Origin of the sequence: Pseudomonas sp. PLB05 (genome assembly GCF_021106615.1) — a bacterium.
Classification (GTDB): Bacteria; Pseudomonadota; Gammaproteobacteria; order Pseudomonadales; family Pseudomonadaceae; genus Chryseomonas; species Chryseomonas benzopyrenica.
The window spans coordinates 157,465-172,980 of the sequence record NZ_JAJOHO010000004.1; the positions used below are offsets into that span (position 1 = coordinate 157,465).

At 67.5% G+C, this 15,516-nt stretch carries 15 protein-coding genes; 9 read left to right on the forward strand and 6 right to left on the reverse strand.

The window, feature by feature from the left end; all coding sequences use genetic code 11:
- Nucleotides 1–96 precede the first annotated feature (96 nt).
- The 6 genes from LRS53_RS18580 to LRS53_RS18605 all read left to right on the forward strand — a co-directional run bounded on the left by LRS53_RS18580 (nucleotide 97) and on the right by LRS53_RS18605 (nucleotide 6,809).
- Nucleotides 97–1,620, forward strand: a complete 1,524-nt coding sequence (locus LRS53_RS18580; RefSeq protein WP_231356909.1) for an MFS transporter — start codon at nucleotides 97–99, stop codon at nucleotides 1,618–1,620.
- A gap of 191 nt (nucleotides 1,621–1,811) precedes the next feature.
- Complete coding sequence (locus LRS53_RS18585) at nucleotides 1,812–2,285, forward strand: RNA pyrophosphohydrolase (protein WP_007161635.1); 474 nt, start codon at nucleotides 1,812–1,814, stop codon at nucleotides 2,283–2,285.
- A 111-nt stretch (nucleotides 2,286–2,396) separates the two neighbouring features.
- Nucleotides 2,397–4,676, forward strand: a complete 2,280-nt coding sequence (ptsP, locus tag LRS53_RS18590) for a phosphoenolpyruvate--protein phosphotransferase (RefSeq protein WP_160924102.1) — start codon at nucleotides 2,397–2,399, stop codon at nucleotides 4,674–4,676.
- Nucleotides 4,677–4,752: 76 nt separating this feature from the next.
- Entirely contained in the window at nucleotides 4,753–5,535 is a 783-nt protein-coding gene (locus LRS53_RS18595) for a sulfite exporter TauE/SafE family protein (RefSeq protein WP_017641012.1), read from the forward strand.
- A gap of 19 nt (nucleotides 5,536–5,554) precedes the next feature.
- Nucleotides 5,555–6,367 carry a prolipoprotein diacylglyceryl transferase gene (gene lgt, locus LRS53_RS18600; protein ID WP_017641011.1) on the forward strand — a complete coding sequence of 271 codons (813 nt, stop codon included), beginning with the start codon at nucleotides 5,555–5,557 and terminating at the stop codon, nucleotides 6,365–6,367.
- Nucleotides 6,368–6,452: 85 nt separating this feature from the next.
- Nucleotides 6,453–6,809 (forward strand): hypothetical protein, encoded by a 357-nt coding sequence (locus LRS53_RS18605; RefSeq protein WP_017641010.1) that lies wholly within the window; start codon nucleotides 6,453–6,455, stop codon nucleotides 6,807–6,809.
- Nucleotides 6,810–6,819: 10 nt separating this feature from the next.
- Here the strand turns inward: LRS53_RS18605 and LRS53_RS18610 are convergent, their stop codons facing one another.
- The 6 genes from LRS53_RS18610 to LRS53_RS18635 form a co-directional block, all read right to left on the reverse strand.
- Nucleotides 6,820–7,071, reverse strand: a complete 252-nt coding sequence (locus LRS53_RS18610; RefSeq protein ID WP_017641009.1) for a YfhL family 4Fe-4S dicluster ferredoxin — start codon at nucleotides 7,069–7,071, stop codon at nucleotides 6,820–6,822.
- A 99-nt stretch (nucleotides 7,072–7,170) separates the two neighbouring features.
- Nucleotides 7,171–7,656 carry a pantetheine-phosphate adenylyltransferase gene (gene coaD, locus LRS53_RS18615; protein WP_007161641.1) on the reverse strand — a complete coding sequence of 162 codons (486 nt, stop codon included), beginning with the start codon at nucleotides 7,654–7,656 and terminating at the stop codon, nucleotides 7,171–7,173.
- 99 nt (nucleotides 7,657–7,755) lie between these two features.
- Nucleotides 7,756–8,760, reverse strand: coding sequence for a hydrolase (locus LRS53_RS18620; protein ID WP_231356910.1), 1,005 nt, complete (start codon nucleotides 8,758–8,760; stop codon nucleotides 7,756–7,758).
- The gene (gene rsmD / locus LRS53_RS18625) at nucleotides 8,757–9,326 is read right to left on the reverse strand and encodes a 16S rRNA (guanine(966)-N(2))-methyltransferase RsmD (RefSeq protein WP_231356911.1); all 570 of its coding nucleotides are present in this window, start codon (nucleotides 9,324–9,326) and stop codon (nucleotides 8,757–8,759) included. The genes LRS53_RS18620 and rsmD overlap by 4 nt, the downstream gene beginning before the upstream one ends.
- 1 nt (nucleotide 9,327) lies before the next feature.
- On the reverse strand, nucleotides 9,328–10,767 hold the full coding sequence (locus LRS53_RS18630; RefSeq protein ID WP_231356912.1) for a M16 family metallopeptidase: 1,440 nt from the start codon (nucleotides 10,765–10,767) through the stop codon (nucleotides 9,328–9,330).
- Entirely contained in the window at nucleotides 10,764–12,125 is a 1,362-nt protein-coding gene (locus LRS53_RS18635) for a M16 family metallopeptidase (protein WP_231356913.1), read from the reverse strand. The genes LRS53_RS18630 and LRS53_RS18635 overlap by 4 nt, the downstream gene beginning before the upstream one ends.
- 202 nt (nucleotides 12,126–12,327) lie before the next feature.
- Here LRS53_RS18635 and ftsY point away from each other — a divergent pair, with 202 nt between their 5' ends.
- Genes ftsY through ftsX form a run of 3 tightly spaced genes read left to right on the forward strand, consistent with a single transcriptional unit; the run spans nucleotide 12,328 to nucleotide 15,457 of the window.
- A complete protein-coding gene (gene ftsY, locus LRS53_RS18640) occupies nucleotides 12,328–13,779 on the forward strand; it encodes a signal recognition particle-docking protein FtsY (protein WP_231356914.1) in 1,452 nt (483 codons plus the stop codon).
- The gene (ftsE, locus tag LRS53_RS18645) at nucleotides 13,776–14,450 is read left to right on the forward strand and encodes a cell division ATP-binding protein FtsE (RefSeq protein WP_007161647.1); all 675 of its coding nucleotides are present in this window, start codon (nucleotides 13,776–13,778) and stop codon (nucleotides 14,448–14,450) included. Before ftsY ends, ftsE begins: the two co-directional genes overlap by 4 nt.
- On the forward strand, nucleotides 14,447–15,457 hold the full coding sequence (gene ftsX / locus LRS53_RS18650) for a permease-like cell division protein FtsX (RefSeq protein ID WP_231356915.1): 1,011 nt from the start codon (nucleotides 14,447–14,449) through the stop codon (nucleotides 15,455–15,457). Before ftsE ends, ftsX begins: the two co-directional genes overlap by 4 nt.
- Nucleotides 15,458–15,516: the final 59 nt, after the last annotated feature.

Below are 15,516 nucleotides of genomic sequence, written 5' to 3' on the forward strand. Positions count from 1 at the left end.
ACAGCACCTGAAGGAGGCTGCGACAACGCGGCCTCTGAACCCCGTGCCAGACGCAGGGTCCACGACTGGCCCCCTTAGTGCCAGTTCTGGGTCTTCATGTACGCCGACGACACCGATCGCCCCCATCACCGCGGCCTGCTGCTGCTGAGCATCACCCTGATGGTGCTGGTGTACTTTCTCGACAACCTGTCCATCGCCCTGGCCAACCGCTATGTCTATGGCGGCCTCGGCATCGACCCGCGCAGCTACAGCCTGGCGACCGCCTGCTACAGCGTCGCCGTCATCGTCACCAGCGCGCCGCACCAGTGGTTCGCCCAGCGCCTGGGCTATCGCAACCTGATCTTCACCGCCGTCGGCATCCATCTGGTCGGCCAGGTGTGCTGCCTGGTGGCCACCGATCTGCCGACCTTCATCGCCGGACGCGTCCTGATGGGCGCCGGCGCCGCCACCTTCTTTGCCGGGGCGCGGGTGCTGGTGCAGATGTATTTCTCCGGGCCGCAGCTGCCGACCGGGATCCGCGCCTTCGCCTCGGGCGTGCCCCTGGGGGGTGCGCTGGCGTCCTTCACCACCGCGGAATTGCTGGAAGGCCATCAGTGGCGCGCCATCTTCATGGTGCCGGCGCTGGCCTGCGCGCTGGTGGCCATTTGCGTCTGGCTGTCGCTGCCGCGGCGTTCCCATCCGCTGGAGAATTCCGGGGCGCCGTCGCTGCTGTCCATGGTGCTGCTGGCGGGTGGCAGTCTGCTGTTGACCACCACCACCCAGCGGTTGGCCTTCGATTTCTTCAGCGATGGTCCGTGGCTGGCCCTGGAGCTGCTGCTGGGCACGGCCATCCTCGGGCTCTACGTCTATTACGAGCGCGGCCTGGCACGGCCGACCCTGGACTTCAAGCACGCCATCACCCCCGGCTTTCTCGCCGGCATGCTGTTCATGATGCTCAATTACTTCCTGCTCGGGGCCTACAACTTCATCATTCCCCAGTACGTGGTCAACGGTCTGCAGCTGCCGGTCTATACCGCCGGGGGCGTCATGGCGCTGGGCTGGCTGTGCGGCCTGGCACCCTTGCTGATGATCACCTCGGTGCGGCTGCGCGAGCGCTTTCCCTGGGGCGGCTTTCGCAAGTACCTGGTGGGGGGCTATCTGCTGCTGGCCGGCTATGGCTTCTGGATGGTGCGCCAGCACGCCGACGTGCCCCTCTATCAGCAGCTGGTGCCGGGCCTGATGATGCATGGCACCTACCTGATCGGTACCTTCGCGGTGATCATCATGTACACCTTCATGCGCGTCGAACCGGCCTATTTCAGCCAGGCCTACCAGATCAAGAACATGACCCAGCAACTGGTCATGCCCATGGGCATCGTGCTGTCCAACGTCTTCCTGCAGTGGCGTGACGCCTTCCACGCCTCGGTGCTCAGCGCTGCGGTCAATCCCTATGCCCCGAACTACCAGGCCTATGGCGAACGCTATCGGCAGGTCACCGGCGCCGACAGCGCCCTGGCGCAGATCTCCAGTCTGGTCACCCGCCAGAGTCAGGTGCTGGGCTATCTCGACTATTTCTGGCTGGTCGGCTGGATCGGTCTGGCGCTGGCCATCTACATGGCCGTGCAGCGGCATTTCCGCTAGCGCACGACGATTGCCCGCCCTTAAGCCGACGTTCAGCTGGCGACCACCATAATGCGGACCTTTGCAGGTCGCGGCGGTTGCCGGGAGCCTGCGCCGGTCGGCCGCGCCCCGGTCGGTCCGGAGCTTGCATTGCTGGGCTGTCGGGCTTTGTGGAACAATGCGGGCAACGATATTTTTCAAGGGTGGCAGCCGTGATCGACGCTGATGGTTTTCGCCCCAATGTCGGCATCATTCTCGCCAACGATGCCGGCCAAGTACTGTGGGCTCGCCGCATCAACCAGGATGCCTGGCAGTTTCCCCAGGGTGGGATCGATGACCGGGAAACGCCCGAAGAGGCGCTGTACCGGGAGCTCAACGAAGAGGTGGGGCTGAGCCCCGATGATGTCCGTATCCTGGCCTGTACCCGGGGCTGGTTGCGCTATCGTCTGCCGCAGCGCATGGTGCGCACCCACAGCCGTCCGCTGTGCATCGGCCAGAAGCAGAAGTGGTTTCTGCTGCGGCTGACCGCGGAAGAGCAGCGGGTGCGGATGGATGTGACGGGCAAGCCGGAATTCGATGGCTGGCGCTGGGTAAGCTACTGGTACCCTCTGGGCCAGGTGGTGACCTTCAAGCGAGAGGTCTATCGGCGGGCGCTCAAGGAGTTGGCACCCCGCTTGCTGGCCTGATTGCCGGTACGGCCGGTGCGAAAGAGGTGAGGAGAAGCTGTGGTCATGCAGGATGAACGACACGTGATGCACGCCGGCGGACCCGCCGGGCGTCGGCTGCGGAGGCGCTAGATGCTTGCAGTTCTGCGCAAGATCGTCCAGGAGGTCAATGCCGCCAAGGATCTGGGGTCGGCACTGTCCATCATCGTGCAGCGCGTCCGCGCGGCCATGCAGTCGCAGGTCTGCTCCGTCTATCTGCTGGATCCGGACACCAACCGTTTCGTGCTGATGGCCACCGAAGGCCTCAACAAGAAGTCCATCGGCCGGGTCAGCATGGCCCCCAACGAGGGCCTGGTCGGTCTGGTCGGCACCCGCGAAGAGCCGCTCAATCTCGAAGACGCCGCCAGCCACCCGCGCTTTCGCTATTTCGCCGAGACCGGTGAGGAACGCTATGCGTCTTTCCTCGGTGCACCCATCATCCACCACCGTCGGGTCATGGGCGTGCTGGTGGTGCAGCAGAAGGAACGCCGTCAGTTCGACGAGGGCGAGGAAGCCTTCCTGGTCACCATGAGTGCCCAGCTCGCCGGGGTGATCGCCCATGCCGAGGCCACCGGGACCATCCGTGGTCTGGATCGGCAGGGCAGGGGCATCCAGGAAGCCCGCTTCGTCGGCATCCCCGGCTCGCCCGGGGTCGGCGTCGGCAAGGCGGTGGTGGTCCTGCCACCGGCCGACCTGGAAGTGGTCCCGGACAAGACCGTGACCGACATCGACGCCGAGCTGCAGTTGTTCCGCTCGGCGCTGGAAGGCGTGCGGGCGGACATGAAGGCGCTGTCCAAGCGGCTGTCCACCCAGTTGCGCAAGGAAGAGCAGGCGCTGTTCGACGTCTATCTGATGATGCTCGACGACGCCGCCCTCGGTAACGAGGTGACCACCATCATCAAGAGCGGCCAGTGGGCCCAGGGCGCCCTGCGCCAGGTGGTGATGGAGCACGTCCAGCGCTTCGAGCTGATGGACGACGCCTACCTGCGCGAACGCGCCGCCGATGTGCGTGACCTCGGGCGCCGGCTCCTAGCCTATCTGCAGCAAGCCCACCAGGCCTGCCTGATCTACCCGGAAAACACCATCCTGGTCAGCGAGGAGCTCTCGCCGGCCATGCTCGGCGAGGTGCCCGAGGGGCGCCTGGTCGGCCTGATCTCGGTGCTGGGTTCGGGCAACTCCCACGTCGCCATCCTGGCGCGTGCCATGGGCGTGCCCACCGTCATGGGCGCGGTGGACCTGCCGTATTCCAAGGTGGACGGCATCGACCTCATCGTCGATGGCTACCACGGCGAAATCTTCACCAACCCCTCGCCGACGCTGATCAAGCAGTACGGCGACGTGGTGGAAGAGGAACGCCAGCTGACCCAGGGCCTCGATGCCCTGCGCAGCCTGCCCTGCGAGACCCTCGATGGCCACCGCATGCCGCTGTGGGTCAACACCGGCCTGATGGCCGACGTGGCCCGCGCCCAGCAGCGGGGCGCCGAAGGGGTCGGGCTGTATCGCACCGAAGTCCCCTTCATGGTCAATGAGCGCTTTCCCAGCGAGAAGGAGCAGCTCTCCATCTATCGCGAGCAGCTGGCGGCCTTCCATCCGGCGCCGGTGACCATGCGCACCCTGGACGTTGGCGGTGACAAGGCCTTGTCCTATTTCCCGATCAAGGAAGACAACCCCTTCCTGGGCTGGCGCGGCATCCGCGTTACCCTGGATCATCCGGAAATCTTCCTGGTGCAGACCCGCGCCATGCTCAAGGCCAGCGAAGGCCTGAACAACCTGCGCATCATGCTGCCGATGATCTCCGGCGTGCACGAGGTGGAGGAATCCCAGCATCTGCTGCATCGTGCCTGGTGCGAGGTGCGTGACGAAGGTGTCGACATTCCCATGCCGCCGGTGGGCGTCATGGTTGAGGTGCCCTCGGCGGTTTACCAGGCCCGCGACCTGGCGCGCCAGGTGGACTTCATCTCGGTAGGCTCCAACGACCTGACCCAGTACCTGCTGGCAGTGGATCGCAACAATCCGCGGGTGGCCGATCTCTACGACTACTTCCACCCGGCGGTGCTGCAGGCGCTGCAACAGGTGGTCGATGGCGCCCATGCCGAAGGGGTGCCGGTCAGCATCTGCGGCGAGATGGCCGGCGATCCGGCGGCGGCGGTGCTGCTCATGGGCATGGGCTTCGATACCCTGTCGATGAACGCCACCAACCTGCCCAAGGTGAAATGGCTGCTGCGCCAGGTCACCCTGGAAAAGGCCCGAGAACTGGTGCAACAGATGCGCCAGATCGACAACCCCCAGGTCATCCATAGCGCCCTGCATCTCGCCTTGCGCAACCTCGGACTGGGTCGGGTGATCAACCCGGCGGCCAGCGTCCAGAGCTGAGCGTGTCCGGCGGGAAGGCCGCTTCCCGCCGGACAGGCAGCGGCGTACCATGCCGCCTCCTGCGCCCGAGGTGATGATGGATCTCTTGCTCTTCCTGGTGCTCGGCGTCTGCGCCGGGCTGCTGGCCGGTCTGTTCGGGGTCGGCGGCGGCCTGATCATCGTGCCGGTGCTGGTCTACAGCTTTACCGCCCAGGGCCTCGATCCGGATATCCTCACCCACCTGGCGGTGGGTACCTCGCTGGCCACCATCGTCTTCACCTCGCTCAATTCCGTCTGGGCCCATCACCGGCTTGGCGCCGTGCGCTGGCGGCTGTTCGCCTGGATGGCCCTGGGCATCGTCTTCGGCAGCGCCCTGGGTGCGCTGACCGCCGCCGCCATCCACGGCCCGCTGCTGCAGAAGATCATCGGCACCTTCGCCATCCTCATCGCCCTCCAGTTGGCGCTGGACCTGCGCCCCAAGGCCCAGGCCGGCGAACCCGGCAAACCGGCGCTGACGGTGGCCGGCGTGGTGATCGGCTGGGCCTCGGCCATCTTCGGCATCGGCGGCGGCTCGCTTACCGTCCCCTTCCTGATCTGGCGCAGCTTGAGCATGCCGCAGGCGGTGGCCACCTCGGCGGCCTGCGGCCTGCCCATTGCCCTGTCCGGGGCGCTGTCCTTCATCCTGGTCGGCTGGCAGCAGCCGGGCCTGCCCGCCTGGAGCCTGGGCTATGTCTATCTGCCGGCCTTGCTGGGTATCGCCCTGACCAGCATGTTCTCGGCCCGTTTCGGTGCGCGACTGGCCCATCGCCTGTCGCCCCGACTGCTCAAGCGCCTGTTCGCCCTGTTGCTGTTCGGCGTCGGTCTCAACTTCCTACTCTGATCCCCTTCAAGGAGGCACCATGCTGCCGTATCCGCAAATAGACCCGGTGGCCCTGTCGCTGGGGCCGCTGAAGATCCACTGGTACGGGCTCATGTACCTGGTAGGGATCGGCGGCGCCTGGTGGTTGGCCAAGCGGCGACTCAATCGCTTCGATCCGCGCTGGACCAGCGAGACCCTGTCCGACCTGGTGTTCTGGGTGGCGCTGGGGGTCATCGCCGGGGGGCGACTTGGCTACGTGCTGTTCTACAACTTGGCGGAGTACATCGCCAATCCGACGCTGATCTTCGAGGTCTGGAAGGGCGGCATGTCCTTCCATGGCGGGCTGCTCGGGGTGATCCTGGCGGTCTGGTGGTTCGGCAAGCGCCACAACAAGGGCTTCTTCGAATTGATGGACTTCATCGCCCCGCTGGTGCCCATCGGCCTGGGTGCCGGCCGCATCGGCAACTTCATCAACGCCGAACTCTGGGGCAAGCCCACCGATGTGCCCTGGGCGATGATCTTCCCGCCCTACAGCGATCCGGCCCAGTTGCCGCGCCACCCCTCGCAGCTCTACCAGTTCGCCCTGGAAGGCGTGGCGCTGTTCGTGATCCTCTGGCTGTATTCGCGCAAGCCGCGGCCGACCATGGCCGTGTCCGGCCTGTTCGTGCTCTGCTATGGCATCTTCCGCTTCATCGTCGAATTCGTGCGGGTGCCCGATGCCCAGCTCGGCTATCTGGCCTGGGGCTGGCTGACCATGGGGCAGGTGCTCTGCGTGCCCATGGTGTTGGGCGGTATCGCGCTCATGGTCTATGCCCATCGCCGCGCGCCGCAGCCGGTCGTCCGCGCCGAATGACGTCTGGGGACCGCCCGCATGACAAGTGCGGGCGGCCTGTTATAGTTCAGGGACCACCATCACAACCGCGCAAGGGATCAGCCGTATGAATCCGTTCCGTAGCCTGGCTGCCGTGCTGGCGCTGGCCCTGACGATGCAGGTCCTGCCGGCGCAGGCGCAACAGGCTCAGGGTGACGTCACCGAGTATCAGACCGCCGACCAGGCGTTCGGTGAAGCCCAGGCTCCCGCCGCCTTTTCCATGATCGGCGATCTCTTGATCGCGCGGCCGCTGCTGATCGCCGCCACCGTGATCGGCGCGGGCGTCTTCGTGGTCAGTCTGCCATTCACCGCCGCGGGCGGTAACATCGGCAAGGCCGGCAAGGCCCTGGTGGTCGAGCCGGGCAAGGCGGCCTTCGTGCGCTGCCTGGGCTGCACCCAGAGCGGGTACGGGCGTACCGAGTAAGGCCCTGGCGCTAGCCCTGGCCGCTGATCTTCAGGTATTTGTCGTGCAGCTGCTCCTTGGTCTCGACATGGTTTTCGTCGAGAGGGATGCAGTCCACCGGACAGACCTGCTGGCACTGGGGTTCGTCGTAATGGCCCACGCACTCGGTGCACAGGTTCGGATCGATCACGTAGATCTCCGCGCCCTGAGAGATGGCGCCGTTCGGGCACTCGGGCTCGCACACGTCGCAGTTGATGCAATCGTCGGTAATGATGAGGGACATCGTCGGCTCCTCGCCACGCGAACGCGCAGCGATCCAAAAGTCAGGCGCGCATTTTGCCCCATCCGCGCGCCGGCTGCACCCGACAGTCCTTGGGGTTAATCAGCTGGCCGGGGCAAAACGCTCCAGCAGCGCCTGATGCACGGTGGGATGGACGAACTTGGTCACGTCGCCACCGAGCGCCGCGATCTCCCGCACCAGGGTGGAGGACAGGTAGGAATAGTGTTCCGACGGGGTCAGGAACATGCTTTCCGCCTGGGGCGCCAGCACCCGGTTCATGTTGGCCAGCTGGAATTCGAATTCGAAATCCGACACGGCGCGCAGGCCGCGCAGGATGATGGTCGCCTTCTGCTGTTCCACCAGGGTGGCCAGCAGGCAGCTGAAGCCGATCACCTCGACGTTGGGCAGGTGCGCGGTCACCGCCTTGGCCAGCTCGACCCGGCGTTCCAGCGGAAACAGCGGGTTCTTCTTGGGGCTGGCCGCCACCGCCACCACGACTTCGTCAAACAGCCGCGAGGCACGCTCCACCAGATCGCCATGGCCCTTGGTGATGGGGTCGAAGGTGCCGGGGTATAGCACTCGGTTCATGACGCTGTCCTGGGGGCGAAGCTGTTGGGGTTTGGATGGTAGCTCAGGGGCGGGGTGAGGCCAAGGCGACAGCCGCCAGGATCGCCGACCCGTGGGCGTTTATCGGCCGGATGGCGCTGCCCGTTGGCTGACCAGCCAGTCGGGGATGCGCCTTTCCAGATAGTAGTCCGGTTCGCGGAAGGAGCCGCCGACGAAACCCACGTGGCCGCCGTGGGGCAGGCGCTCGAACAGGGTGTCGGGCGCCAGTTCGGCGCGGGCGGGCAGGGCGTCGGTGCCGATGAAGGGATCGTCCTCGGCCTGGATCAGCAGGGTGGGGATGCGGATACCCCCCAGGTAATAGCGGCTGGAGGCCTGGCGATAATAGTCCCGGGCATCGCGAAAGCCATGCAAGGGCGCGGTGTATCTATCGTCGAAGTCCCAGAAGGTCTTGAGCCCCTCGGGCGGGCCGAGGCGGGCGAGGATCTCGTGCTGCTCGGGATGGCGCTCGCGATCGAACAGTGCCTGCTTGTCGCGCACATAGCGCGCCAGTTCGCGGATGAAGTGTCGCTGATAGATACGCGAGAAGCCGATGCCGATGCGATCGGCGCAGAGGTCCAGACGAAAGGGCACCGACACCGCCGCCGCGGCTCGTAGTCCGCTTTCCGCGCCGCGCTCACCGAGGTACTTGAGCAGCACATTGCCACCGAGGGAAAAGCCCACCGCATACAGCGGAGCCTCCGGACGACTGGCCTGCAGATGGCGCACCACCGCCGCCAGGTCTTCGCTGACGCCGGAGTGATAGCCGCGCGGCAGGCGGTTGGGTTCGCCGGAGCAGCCGCGCCAGTTGAGGCCGACGCTGGCCCAGCCGCGGGCGGCGAGGGCGAATTGCAGGCCAAGTACGTAGTGGGAGCCGGAGCTGCCGGTCAGGCCGTGGGCGATCAGCACCAGGGGCGCCTGTGGGTCCTCGGCGTGATACCAGTCCAGATCGAGGAAGTCGCCATCCTCCAGCCATAGCCGTTCGCGCGGGCGAGTGATGGGCGGCAGGCGGCGCCACAGCGAGCCCCAGAGGGTCTGCAGGTGCGGACCGGGCAGCCAGCGCGCCGGGCGAAAGGGGGCGCTGTTCACGCCTGGCGGTGCCAGAGGGCGTAGTGGACGTTGCCGGTCTTCTTCTCGCGGTGCAGCTGCCAGGTCGCGGGCAGGCTCAGGCGCGAGGGCTGGGTCTCGCTCTCGGTGTAGATCCAGGCGTCCGCGACGAGCCAGCCCTGGGCTTCCAGGGCCGCGCAGGCCGGCTCCAGCAGGTCCTGGCCAAAGGGCGGATCGAGAAACACCAGGTCGAAGGGCGTCTCCGCCGGCTTGGTCAACGCCTGCAAGGCATCGGTCTGGCGTACCTCGGCCTGGGTGCAGCCGAGGACTTGCAGATGACCGCGCAGGGCATTGGCGGCCTGGGCGTTGAGGTCGAAGGCCAGGGCCTGGCCGGCGCCGCGGGAGAGGGCTTCCAGCAGCAGGGCGCCGCTGCCGGCGAAGGGGTCTAGCACCCGGGCGCCCGGGGTGACGGCGGCTAGCCAGTTGAACAGGGTCTCGCGGACCCGATCCGGGGTGGGTCTCAGGCCCAGGGCATCGGGAAAGACGAAGCGCCGGCTGCGCCAGTCGCCACCGATGATGCGCAGTTGGTTGGCGGTCTTCTGGGCCATGCTAGTGCTCCGGAACGCCGCTGGGCGGCAGGTTGGGAAGAGGGCGGGGTGGCGGCAGCGGCTGCTGGGCGACCCGCGGACCGGCGCTGACCACGACGAAGTTGGCCGGATCCAGGTGGCGCTGCAGGGCGGCATGCACCTGCTCCACCGTCAGCCGGCGGACCTGCTGGAGGAAGTCGTCCAGGTAGCTGCTGGGCAGGTCGTAGAAGCCGATGTTGCCCAGCTGGGCGACGATGGCGCCGTTGCTGGCGTTGGCCAGCGGGAAGCTGCCTTCGATCTGCCGTTTGGCGCGGTCCAGTTCGGCCTGGGTGGGGCCCTGGGCCAGGTAGTCGCGCAGCAGGTCACGGACCAAGGCCAGGGTGGCATCGCCCAGTTCGGCGCGGGTCTGCAGGCCGAGGGTGAAGGGGCCAGGCTGACGCATGGGGGTGAAGCCCGAGCTGACGCCGTAGGTGAGGCCGCGGCGTTCGCGCAATTCGGTCATCAGGCGACTGCCGAAACCGCCGCCGCCAAGGATCTGGTTGCCGACGAACAGGGCCGCGTAGTCGGGATCGCGGCGGGTGATGCCGAGTTGGCCGAGCAGCAGGCGCGTCTGCTGCGCCGGGACCTCCAGCTGCACCCGGGCCGGTGCGGCAGGCGCTGGCACCGGCAGTGGCGGCAGGGCCGGGCCACGGGGCAGGGCGCGCGACAGCTGGGCGGCGATCTGCTCGGCGCGGGCGCGATCCAGGTCGCCGGTGAGGGCGATCACGGCATTGCCGGCGGCATAGGCACGGGCATGGAAGGCCCTGAGGCTGGCCGCGTCGAGGCGTGCCAGTCCGGCTGCCGTGCCCCGTGGCGAATGGGCATAGGGATGGCTGCCATAGAGACGTTCCTGCAGGGCTTCGCCAGCCAGGCTGGCCGGTTCGCGGCGGCTGGCGGCGATCAGCGTCAGCAACTGGTCGCGGATGCGCTGGATGGCCTCGGCGGGAAAGGTCGGGCGACCGACCACGTCGGCCAGCAGCGCCAGCGCCGGTTCGCTGTGGGCGGGATCGGCGAGGGTGCGCAGTCCGACCACCGCCTGGTCACGATAGGCGCCGTTGCTGAAATCGGCGCCCAGGCGTTCGAAGCCGTCGGCGATGGCGCTGGTATCGCGACCCGGGGTGCCTTCGTTGAGCAGGCCGTTGGTCAGCATGGCCAGGCCCGGCGTGGCGCCGTCCTGGCTGCTGCCGGCGGCGAAGATCAGGCGCACGTCGAACATCGGCAATTCCGGCGCCGGCACGAACAGCACCTGGGCACCTTCGGCGGTGCGCCAGCGCTGGATGTCCAATTGGCGCCCCAGGGGCGGTGCCTCCTTGAGGGTCTTGAGGCTGTCTACGGCGGGATAGGCGCGCGCCAGGTCGCCGACCGGGGTGGGGGACTGACAGCCCGCGAGCAGGCACAGCGCAAGGCACAGCAGGCGCTTCATCGACGAGCCTCCGCGGCGGGTTCGGGGCGCAACTGGCCCAGGGTCAGGCGCTCGCGAGTGAAGTAGGTACGGGCCACGCGGCGCAGGTCGTCGGGAGTGACCTGGCCCAGCTCGTCGAGCAGCCGATCGCCCTGGCGCCAGCCTAGGCCGACGCTTTCCAGCTGACCGATGCTGCTGGCCTGAGCGGTGATGGAGTCGCGGCCATAGACCAATCCGGCCACCAGCAGGGCGCGGACCCGGGCCAGTTCCTCGGCGCTGGGCGGCTCGCGCTTGAGCAGCTCCAGCTGCGTCCAGAAAGCCGCTTCCAGCTGGTCGAGGGTCTTGCCGCGCTGGGTATTGGGGGTGCCGCTGAGCAGGAAGAGGCTGTCGCCGCGGGTATAGGCGCCATAGGCGGCGCGCACGCTGCTGGCCACTTCCTCGCCGCGTTCGAGACGACTGGGCAGGCGCGCGCCCGAGCCGCCGCTGAGCAGGGCGGCCAGCAGTTGCAACGCATAGGCATCGCGCGGCTGGGCGGCGGTGGCCAGGCTGGGCACGTTGAAGCCCATCAGCAGGCTGGGCAGCTCGCGGGCCTGCAGGGCCAGGCGGCGTTCGCCCGGCGCGGGCAGTTCCAGCGGTCGCCGTGGCGCGGGCAGGTCGCTGCGGGGGATGCCACCGAACCAGCGCTGCACCTCGGCGCGGATCGCCTGGGGCTCGACGTCGCCCACCACCACCAGGGTGGCGTTATTGGGTGCGTACCAGGTCTGGTACCAGCGGCGCAGGTCGTCGACGCCGAGGCGCTGCAGGTCCTGGGGCCAGCCGATGGTGGGGTTGCGATAGCCGCTGGCCGGGTAGGCCGCGGCCTTGAAACGTTCGAAGGACAGCGCCTCGGGCCGGTCGTCGGTGCGCAGCCGGCGTTCTTCCTTGATCACCTCCAGCTCGCGGCTGACCTCGTCGGGCGCCAGGAGCAGGTGCTGCATGCGATCGGCTTCCAGCTCCAGGGCTACTGGCAGGCGATCGCGGGCGAGCAGCTGGTAGTAGACGGTGTAGTCATCGGTGGTGAAGGCATTCTCCTCGGCGCCCAGATCGCGCAGCAGGTGCGAGGCCTCGCCGGCGCCAAGCTTGCGGCTGCCCTTGAACATCAGGTGTTCCAGGGCGTGGGACAAGCCAGTCGCGCCGGGTGCCTCCAGGCTCGAACCCACGCGATACCAGAGTTGCACCACGGCGACCGGCGCCCGGTGATCTTCGCGGACTACCAGCTTGAGGCCGTTGTCGAGGGTGAATTCCTCGGTGTTCTGCCGGCTGGCGGTGGCCAGGGCGAGGGTGGGGAGCAGGCTGAGCAGGACGACCAGGGCGGTCCGACGGAAGCGGGAGGCGGGCATCGCGAGAGCAGGCCTTGTAGCGCGGTAGGGGACGAAGCGGCTGCGTCCTGGGGACGGTCGCGCGTTTTTCGCCGACGGGGAGGTCTTCCGCCCGGCAGGCTGCTAGGATACGCATCCCTTTTCCCGACGGCCATGCCTGACGGTCGAGCCCCGCCTGGCGGAGCTCCCGCAGCTGGCTCGTCCGTTCGATACAGAGCCCTGCATGTTTGGATCCGACGACAAGAAGTCTCCCCCCGCGGAGAAGAAAGGCCTGTTCGGCTGGTTCCGCAAGAAGACTGCCGAACCCGTAGCGACGCCGGCCGAAGCCCCCGCCGCCGCGCCCGAAGCCGAAGAGCGCTTGCCCGAGCCGCTGACCAGCGAACCGGTGCAGCATCCGGAGCCGGTACCCGAGCCGCCGGAGGCGATCCCCTCGCTGACCCCGGTCGCCGAAGAGGAGGCCCCGTCGCCGGTGGCCCTGACGGCGCTGGTCGAGCCGCTGGTGGCCGATCCCATCCTGCCGCCGGTCGAGGTCGAGCCGGTAGTTGTGCCCGAGGCAGAGCCCGAGCCGGTATCGGCGCCGGTCGCGCCGCTGCATCCGGTAGTTCCTGCGCCTGTCGTAGAGCCCGAGCCTGCTCCAGCCCCGGTCGTACCCGTCGCCCCGGTCCGTCCCGAGCCTGAGGTGGTTGCGCCCGAACCCGAACCCGCTCCACCCGCCGTTGCCGCCGCTCCGGCCGAACCAACTAAACTGGGTTTCTTCGCTCGTCTGCGTCAGGGGCTGTCCAAGACCAGCGCCAGCCTCGGCGAGGGCATGGCCAGCCTGTTCCTCGGCAAGAAGGCCATCGACGACGACCTGCTCGAAGAGCTGGAGACCCGCCTGCTGACCGCCGACGTCGGCGTCGAGGCCACCGGCGTCATCATGCGCAACCTGACCCAGAAGGTGGCGCGCAAGCAACTGGCCGACAGCGAGGCGCTCTATCAGGCGCTGCAGCAGGAGCTCACCGAGATGCTGCTGCCGGTGGAACAGCCGCTGGTGATCGACACCTCGCACAAGCCATACGTCATCCTGGTGGTCGGTGTGAACGGCGCCGGCAAGACCACCACCATCGGCAAGCTGGCCAAGCGCCTGCAGAACGACGGCAAGAAGGTCATGCTGGCCGCTGGCGACACCTTCCGCGCCGCCGCCGTGGAGCAGCTGCAGGTCTGGGGCGAGCGCAACCGCATCCCGGTCATTGCCCAGCACACCGGCGCCGACTCCGCCTCGGTGATCTTCGACGCGGTGCAAGCCGCCAAGGCCCGTGGCATCGATGTGCTGATCGCCGATACCGCCGGCCGGCTGCACACCAAGGACAATCTCATGGAGGAGCTGCGCAAGGTACGCCGGGTGATCGGCAAGCTGGACGAGGCGGCGCCCCACGAGACCCTGCTGGTGCTGGATGCCGGCACCGGCCAGAACGCCCTCAACCAGGCCAAGCAGTTCCACAATGCGGTGCCCCTGACCGGCCTGGCGTTGACCAAGCTCGACGGCACCGCCAAGGGTGGGGTGATCTTCGCCCTGGCCAAGCAGAGCGCCCTGCCGATCCGCTATGTCGGCGTCGGCGAAGGCATCGACGACCTGCGGCCCTTCGAGGCGCGGCCCTTCGTCCAGGCCCTGTTCGCGGAGCGGGGCGTCTCATGATCCAGTTCGACCGCGTCTCCAAGCGCTATCCCAACGGTCACGTCGGCCTGCAGGAACTGAGCTTCCGTGCCGAACGCGGCGAGATTCTCTTCGTCACCGGTCATTCCGGCGCCGGCAAGAGCACCCTGATGCGGTTGATCCTGGCCATGGAAAGGCCCACCGGCGGCAAGCTGACCCTGGCCGGCCAGGACATCTCACGCATCACCAATGCGCAGATTCCCTTCCTGCGCCGGCAGATCGGCGTGGTCTTCCAGAACCACCAGCTGCTCTATGACCGCACCGTGTTCGACAACGTCGCCCTGCCGCTGCAGATCCTCGGCCTGTCCAAGCCCGAGATCGCCAAGCGTGTGGCCGCGGCCCTGGAGCGGGTCAGCCTCAAGGACAAGCTCGACGACTATCCGGCCGAACTCTCCACCGGCCAGCAGCAGCGGGTCGGCATCGCCCGCGCCGTGGTGCACCGGCCGGCCCTGCTGCTCGCCGACGAACCCACCGGCAACCTCGATCCGCGCCTGGCTTCGGAGATCATGGGCGTCTTCGAAGACATCAACAGCCTCGGCACCACGGTGCTGATCGCCAGCCACGACCATGCCCTCATCGCCCGGCTGCACCATCGCATGCTGACCCTGCAGCGCGGCCGCCTGATCGGCGACGAAGAGGAGAGCCAGCCATGAGCGCCACCGAACTGCCCCGTGGCCAGGAACAGGGCGGCAAGCCCCAGCGTCCGCAGCGCCAGGCCCCGAAGAAACCCAAGAGCGACTGGCGCAGCCCGCTGCACGCCTACCTCGAAGCCCACCGCACCGGCCTGAGGGACAGCCTCAGGCGCATGGTGCAGCAGCCCATAGGCACCTTTCTCACCTGCCTGGTGATGGGTATCGCCCTGGCGCTGCCCATGGGGGTGTCCTTGCTGCTGAAGAACGTCGAGCGCCTGGGCGGCTCCTGGCAGCGCGCGGCACAGATCTCGGTGTTCCTCGACCTACGCACCGGCCAGGACCAGGCCGAGGTGCTGATGAGTCAGATCAAGGTCCTGCCCGATGTCGCCGAGGCGCGCTGGATCAGCCCGGACGATGCCCTGAAGGAATTGCAGCAGGACGCCGGTCTCGGCGAGGCGCTGCGCGAATTGCCGCAGAATCCGTTGCCCGGCGTCATCGCCGTGACGCCCAAGGAAATCGACAAGAGTCGTCTCGACATGCTGCGCAGCCAGCTGGCCGAGATGAACGGCGTGCAGCAGGTGCAGTTGGACATGCAGTGGGTCGAGCGCCTCACCGCCATCCTCAAGCTCGGCGAGCGCTTCGTCTTCGGCCTGACCGTGGTGCTGGTGATCGCCCTGCTGCTGGTGATCGGCAACACCATCCGCCTGGCCATCGAGAATCGCCGCACCGAGATCGAGGTGGTCAAGCTGGTGGGTGGCACCGACGGCTACGTGCGCCGGCCCTTCCTCTACATGGGCGCGCTGTTCGGCCTGGGCGCCGGCATTGCTGCCTGGGCGCTGCTGGTGTTTGGCCTCAACTGGCTCAACGCCGCGGTGCTCGACCTGGCCGGCCTCTATGGCAGCGATTTCGCCCTGGGCAGCGTTGCCGTCGAGGACGGGCTACAGTTGTTGATCGGCGCCGTGCTGCTCGGCTACATCGGCGCCTGGCTGGCCGTCGCCCGCCATCTGCGCGAGCTCGCTCCACGCTGACGAACGACCGTTTCCGACATCTCCGGAAATGGTCTAAACCCTTGATGACACAGGCTTTT

Bases quoted from the DNA above. Each gene is read 5' to 3' on its own strand.
- LRS53_RS18580 (WP_231356909.1), top strand. From the start codon at position 97: ATGTACGCCGACGACACCGATCGCCCCCATCACCGCGGCCTGCTGCTG.
- ptsP (WP_160924102.1), top strand. From the start codon at position 2,397: ATGCTTGCAGTTCTGCGCAAGATCGTCCAGGAGGTCAATGCCGCCAAG.
- LRS53_RS18595 (WP_017641012.1), top strand. From the start codon at position 4,753: ATGGATCTCTTGCTCTTCCTGGTGCTCGGCGTCTGCGCCGGGCTGCTG.
- lgt (WP_017641011.1), top strand. From the start codon at position 5,555: ATGCTGCCGTATCCGCAAATAGACCCGGTGGCCCTGTCGCTGGGGCCG.
- LRS53_RS18605 (WP_017641010.1), top strand. From the start codon at position 6,453: ATGAATCCGTTCCGTAGCCTGGCTGCCGTGCTGGCGCTGGCCCTGACG.
- LRS53_RS18610 (WP_017641009.1), bottom strand. From the start codon at position 7,071: ATGTCCCTCATCATTACCGACGATTGCATCAACTGCGACGTGTGCGAG.
- coaD (WP_007161641.1), bottom strand. From the start codon at position 7,656: ATGAACCGAGTGCTATACCCCGGCACCTTCGACCCCATCACCAAGGGC.
- rsmD (WP_231356911.1), bottom strand. From the start codon at position 9,326: ATGGCCCAGAAGACCGCCAACCAACTGCGCATCATCGGTGGCGACTGG.
- LRS53_RS18630 (WP_231356912.1), bottom strand. From the start codon at position 10,767: ATGAAGCGCCTGCTGTGCCTTGCGCTGTGCCTGCTCGCGGGCTGTCAG.
- LRS53_RS18635 (WP_231356913.1), bottom strand. From the start codon at position 12,125: ATGCCCGCCTCCCGCTTCCGTCGGACCGCCCTGGTCGTCCTGCTCAGC.
- ftsY (WP_231356914.1), top strand. From the start codon at position 12,328: ATGTTTGGATCCGACGACAAGAAGTCTCCCCCCGCGGAGAAGAAAGGC.
- ftsE (WP_007161647.1), top strand. From the start codon at position 13,776: ATGATCCAGTTCGACCGCGTCTCCAAGCGCTATCCCAACGGTCACGTC.
- ftsX (WP_231356915.1), top strand. From the start codon at position 14,447: ATGAGCGCCACCGAACTGCCCCGTGGCCAGGAACAGGGCGGCAAGCCC.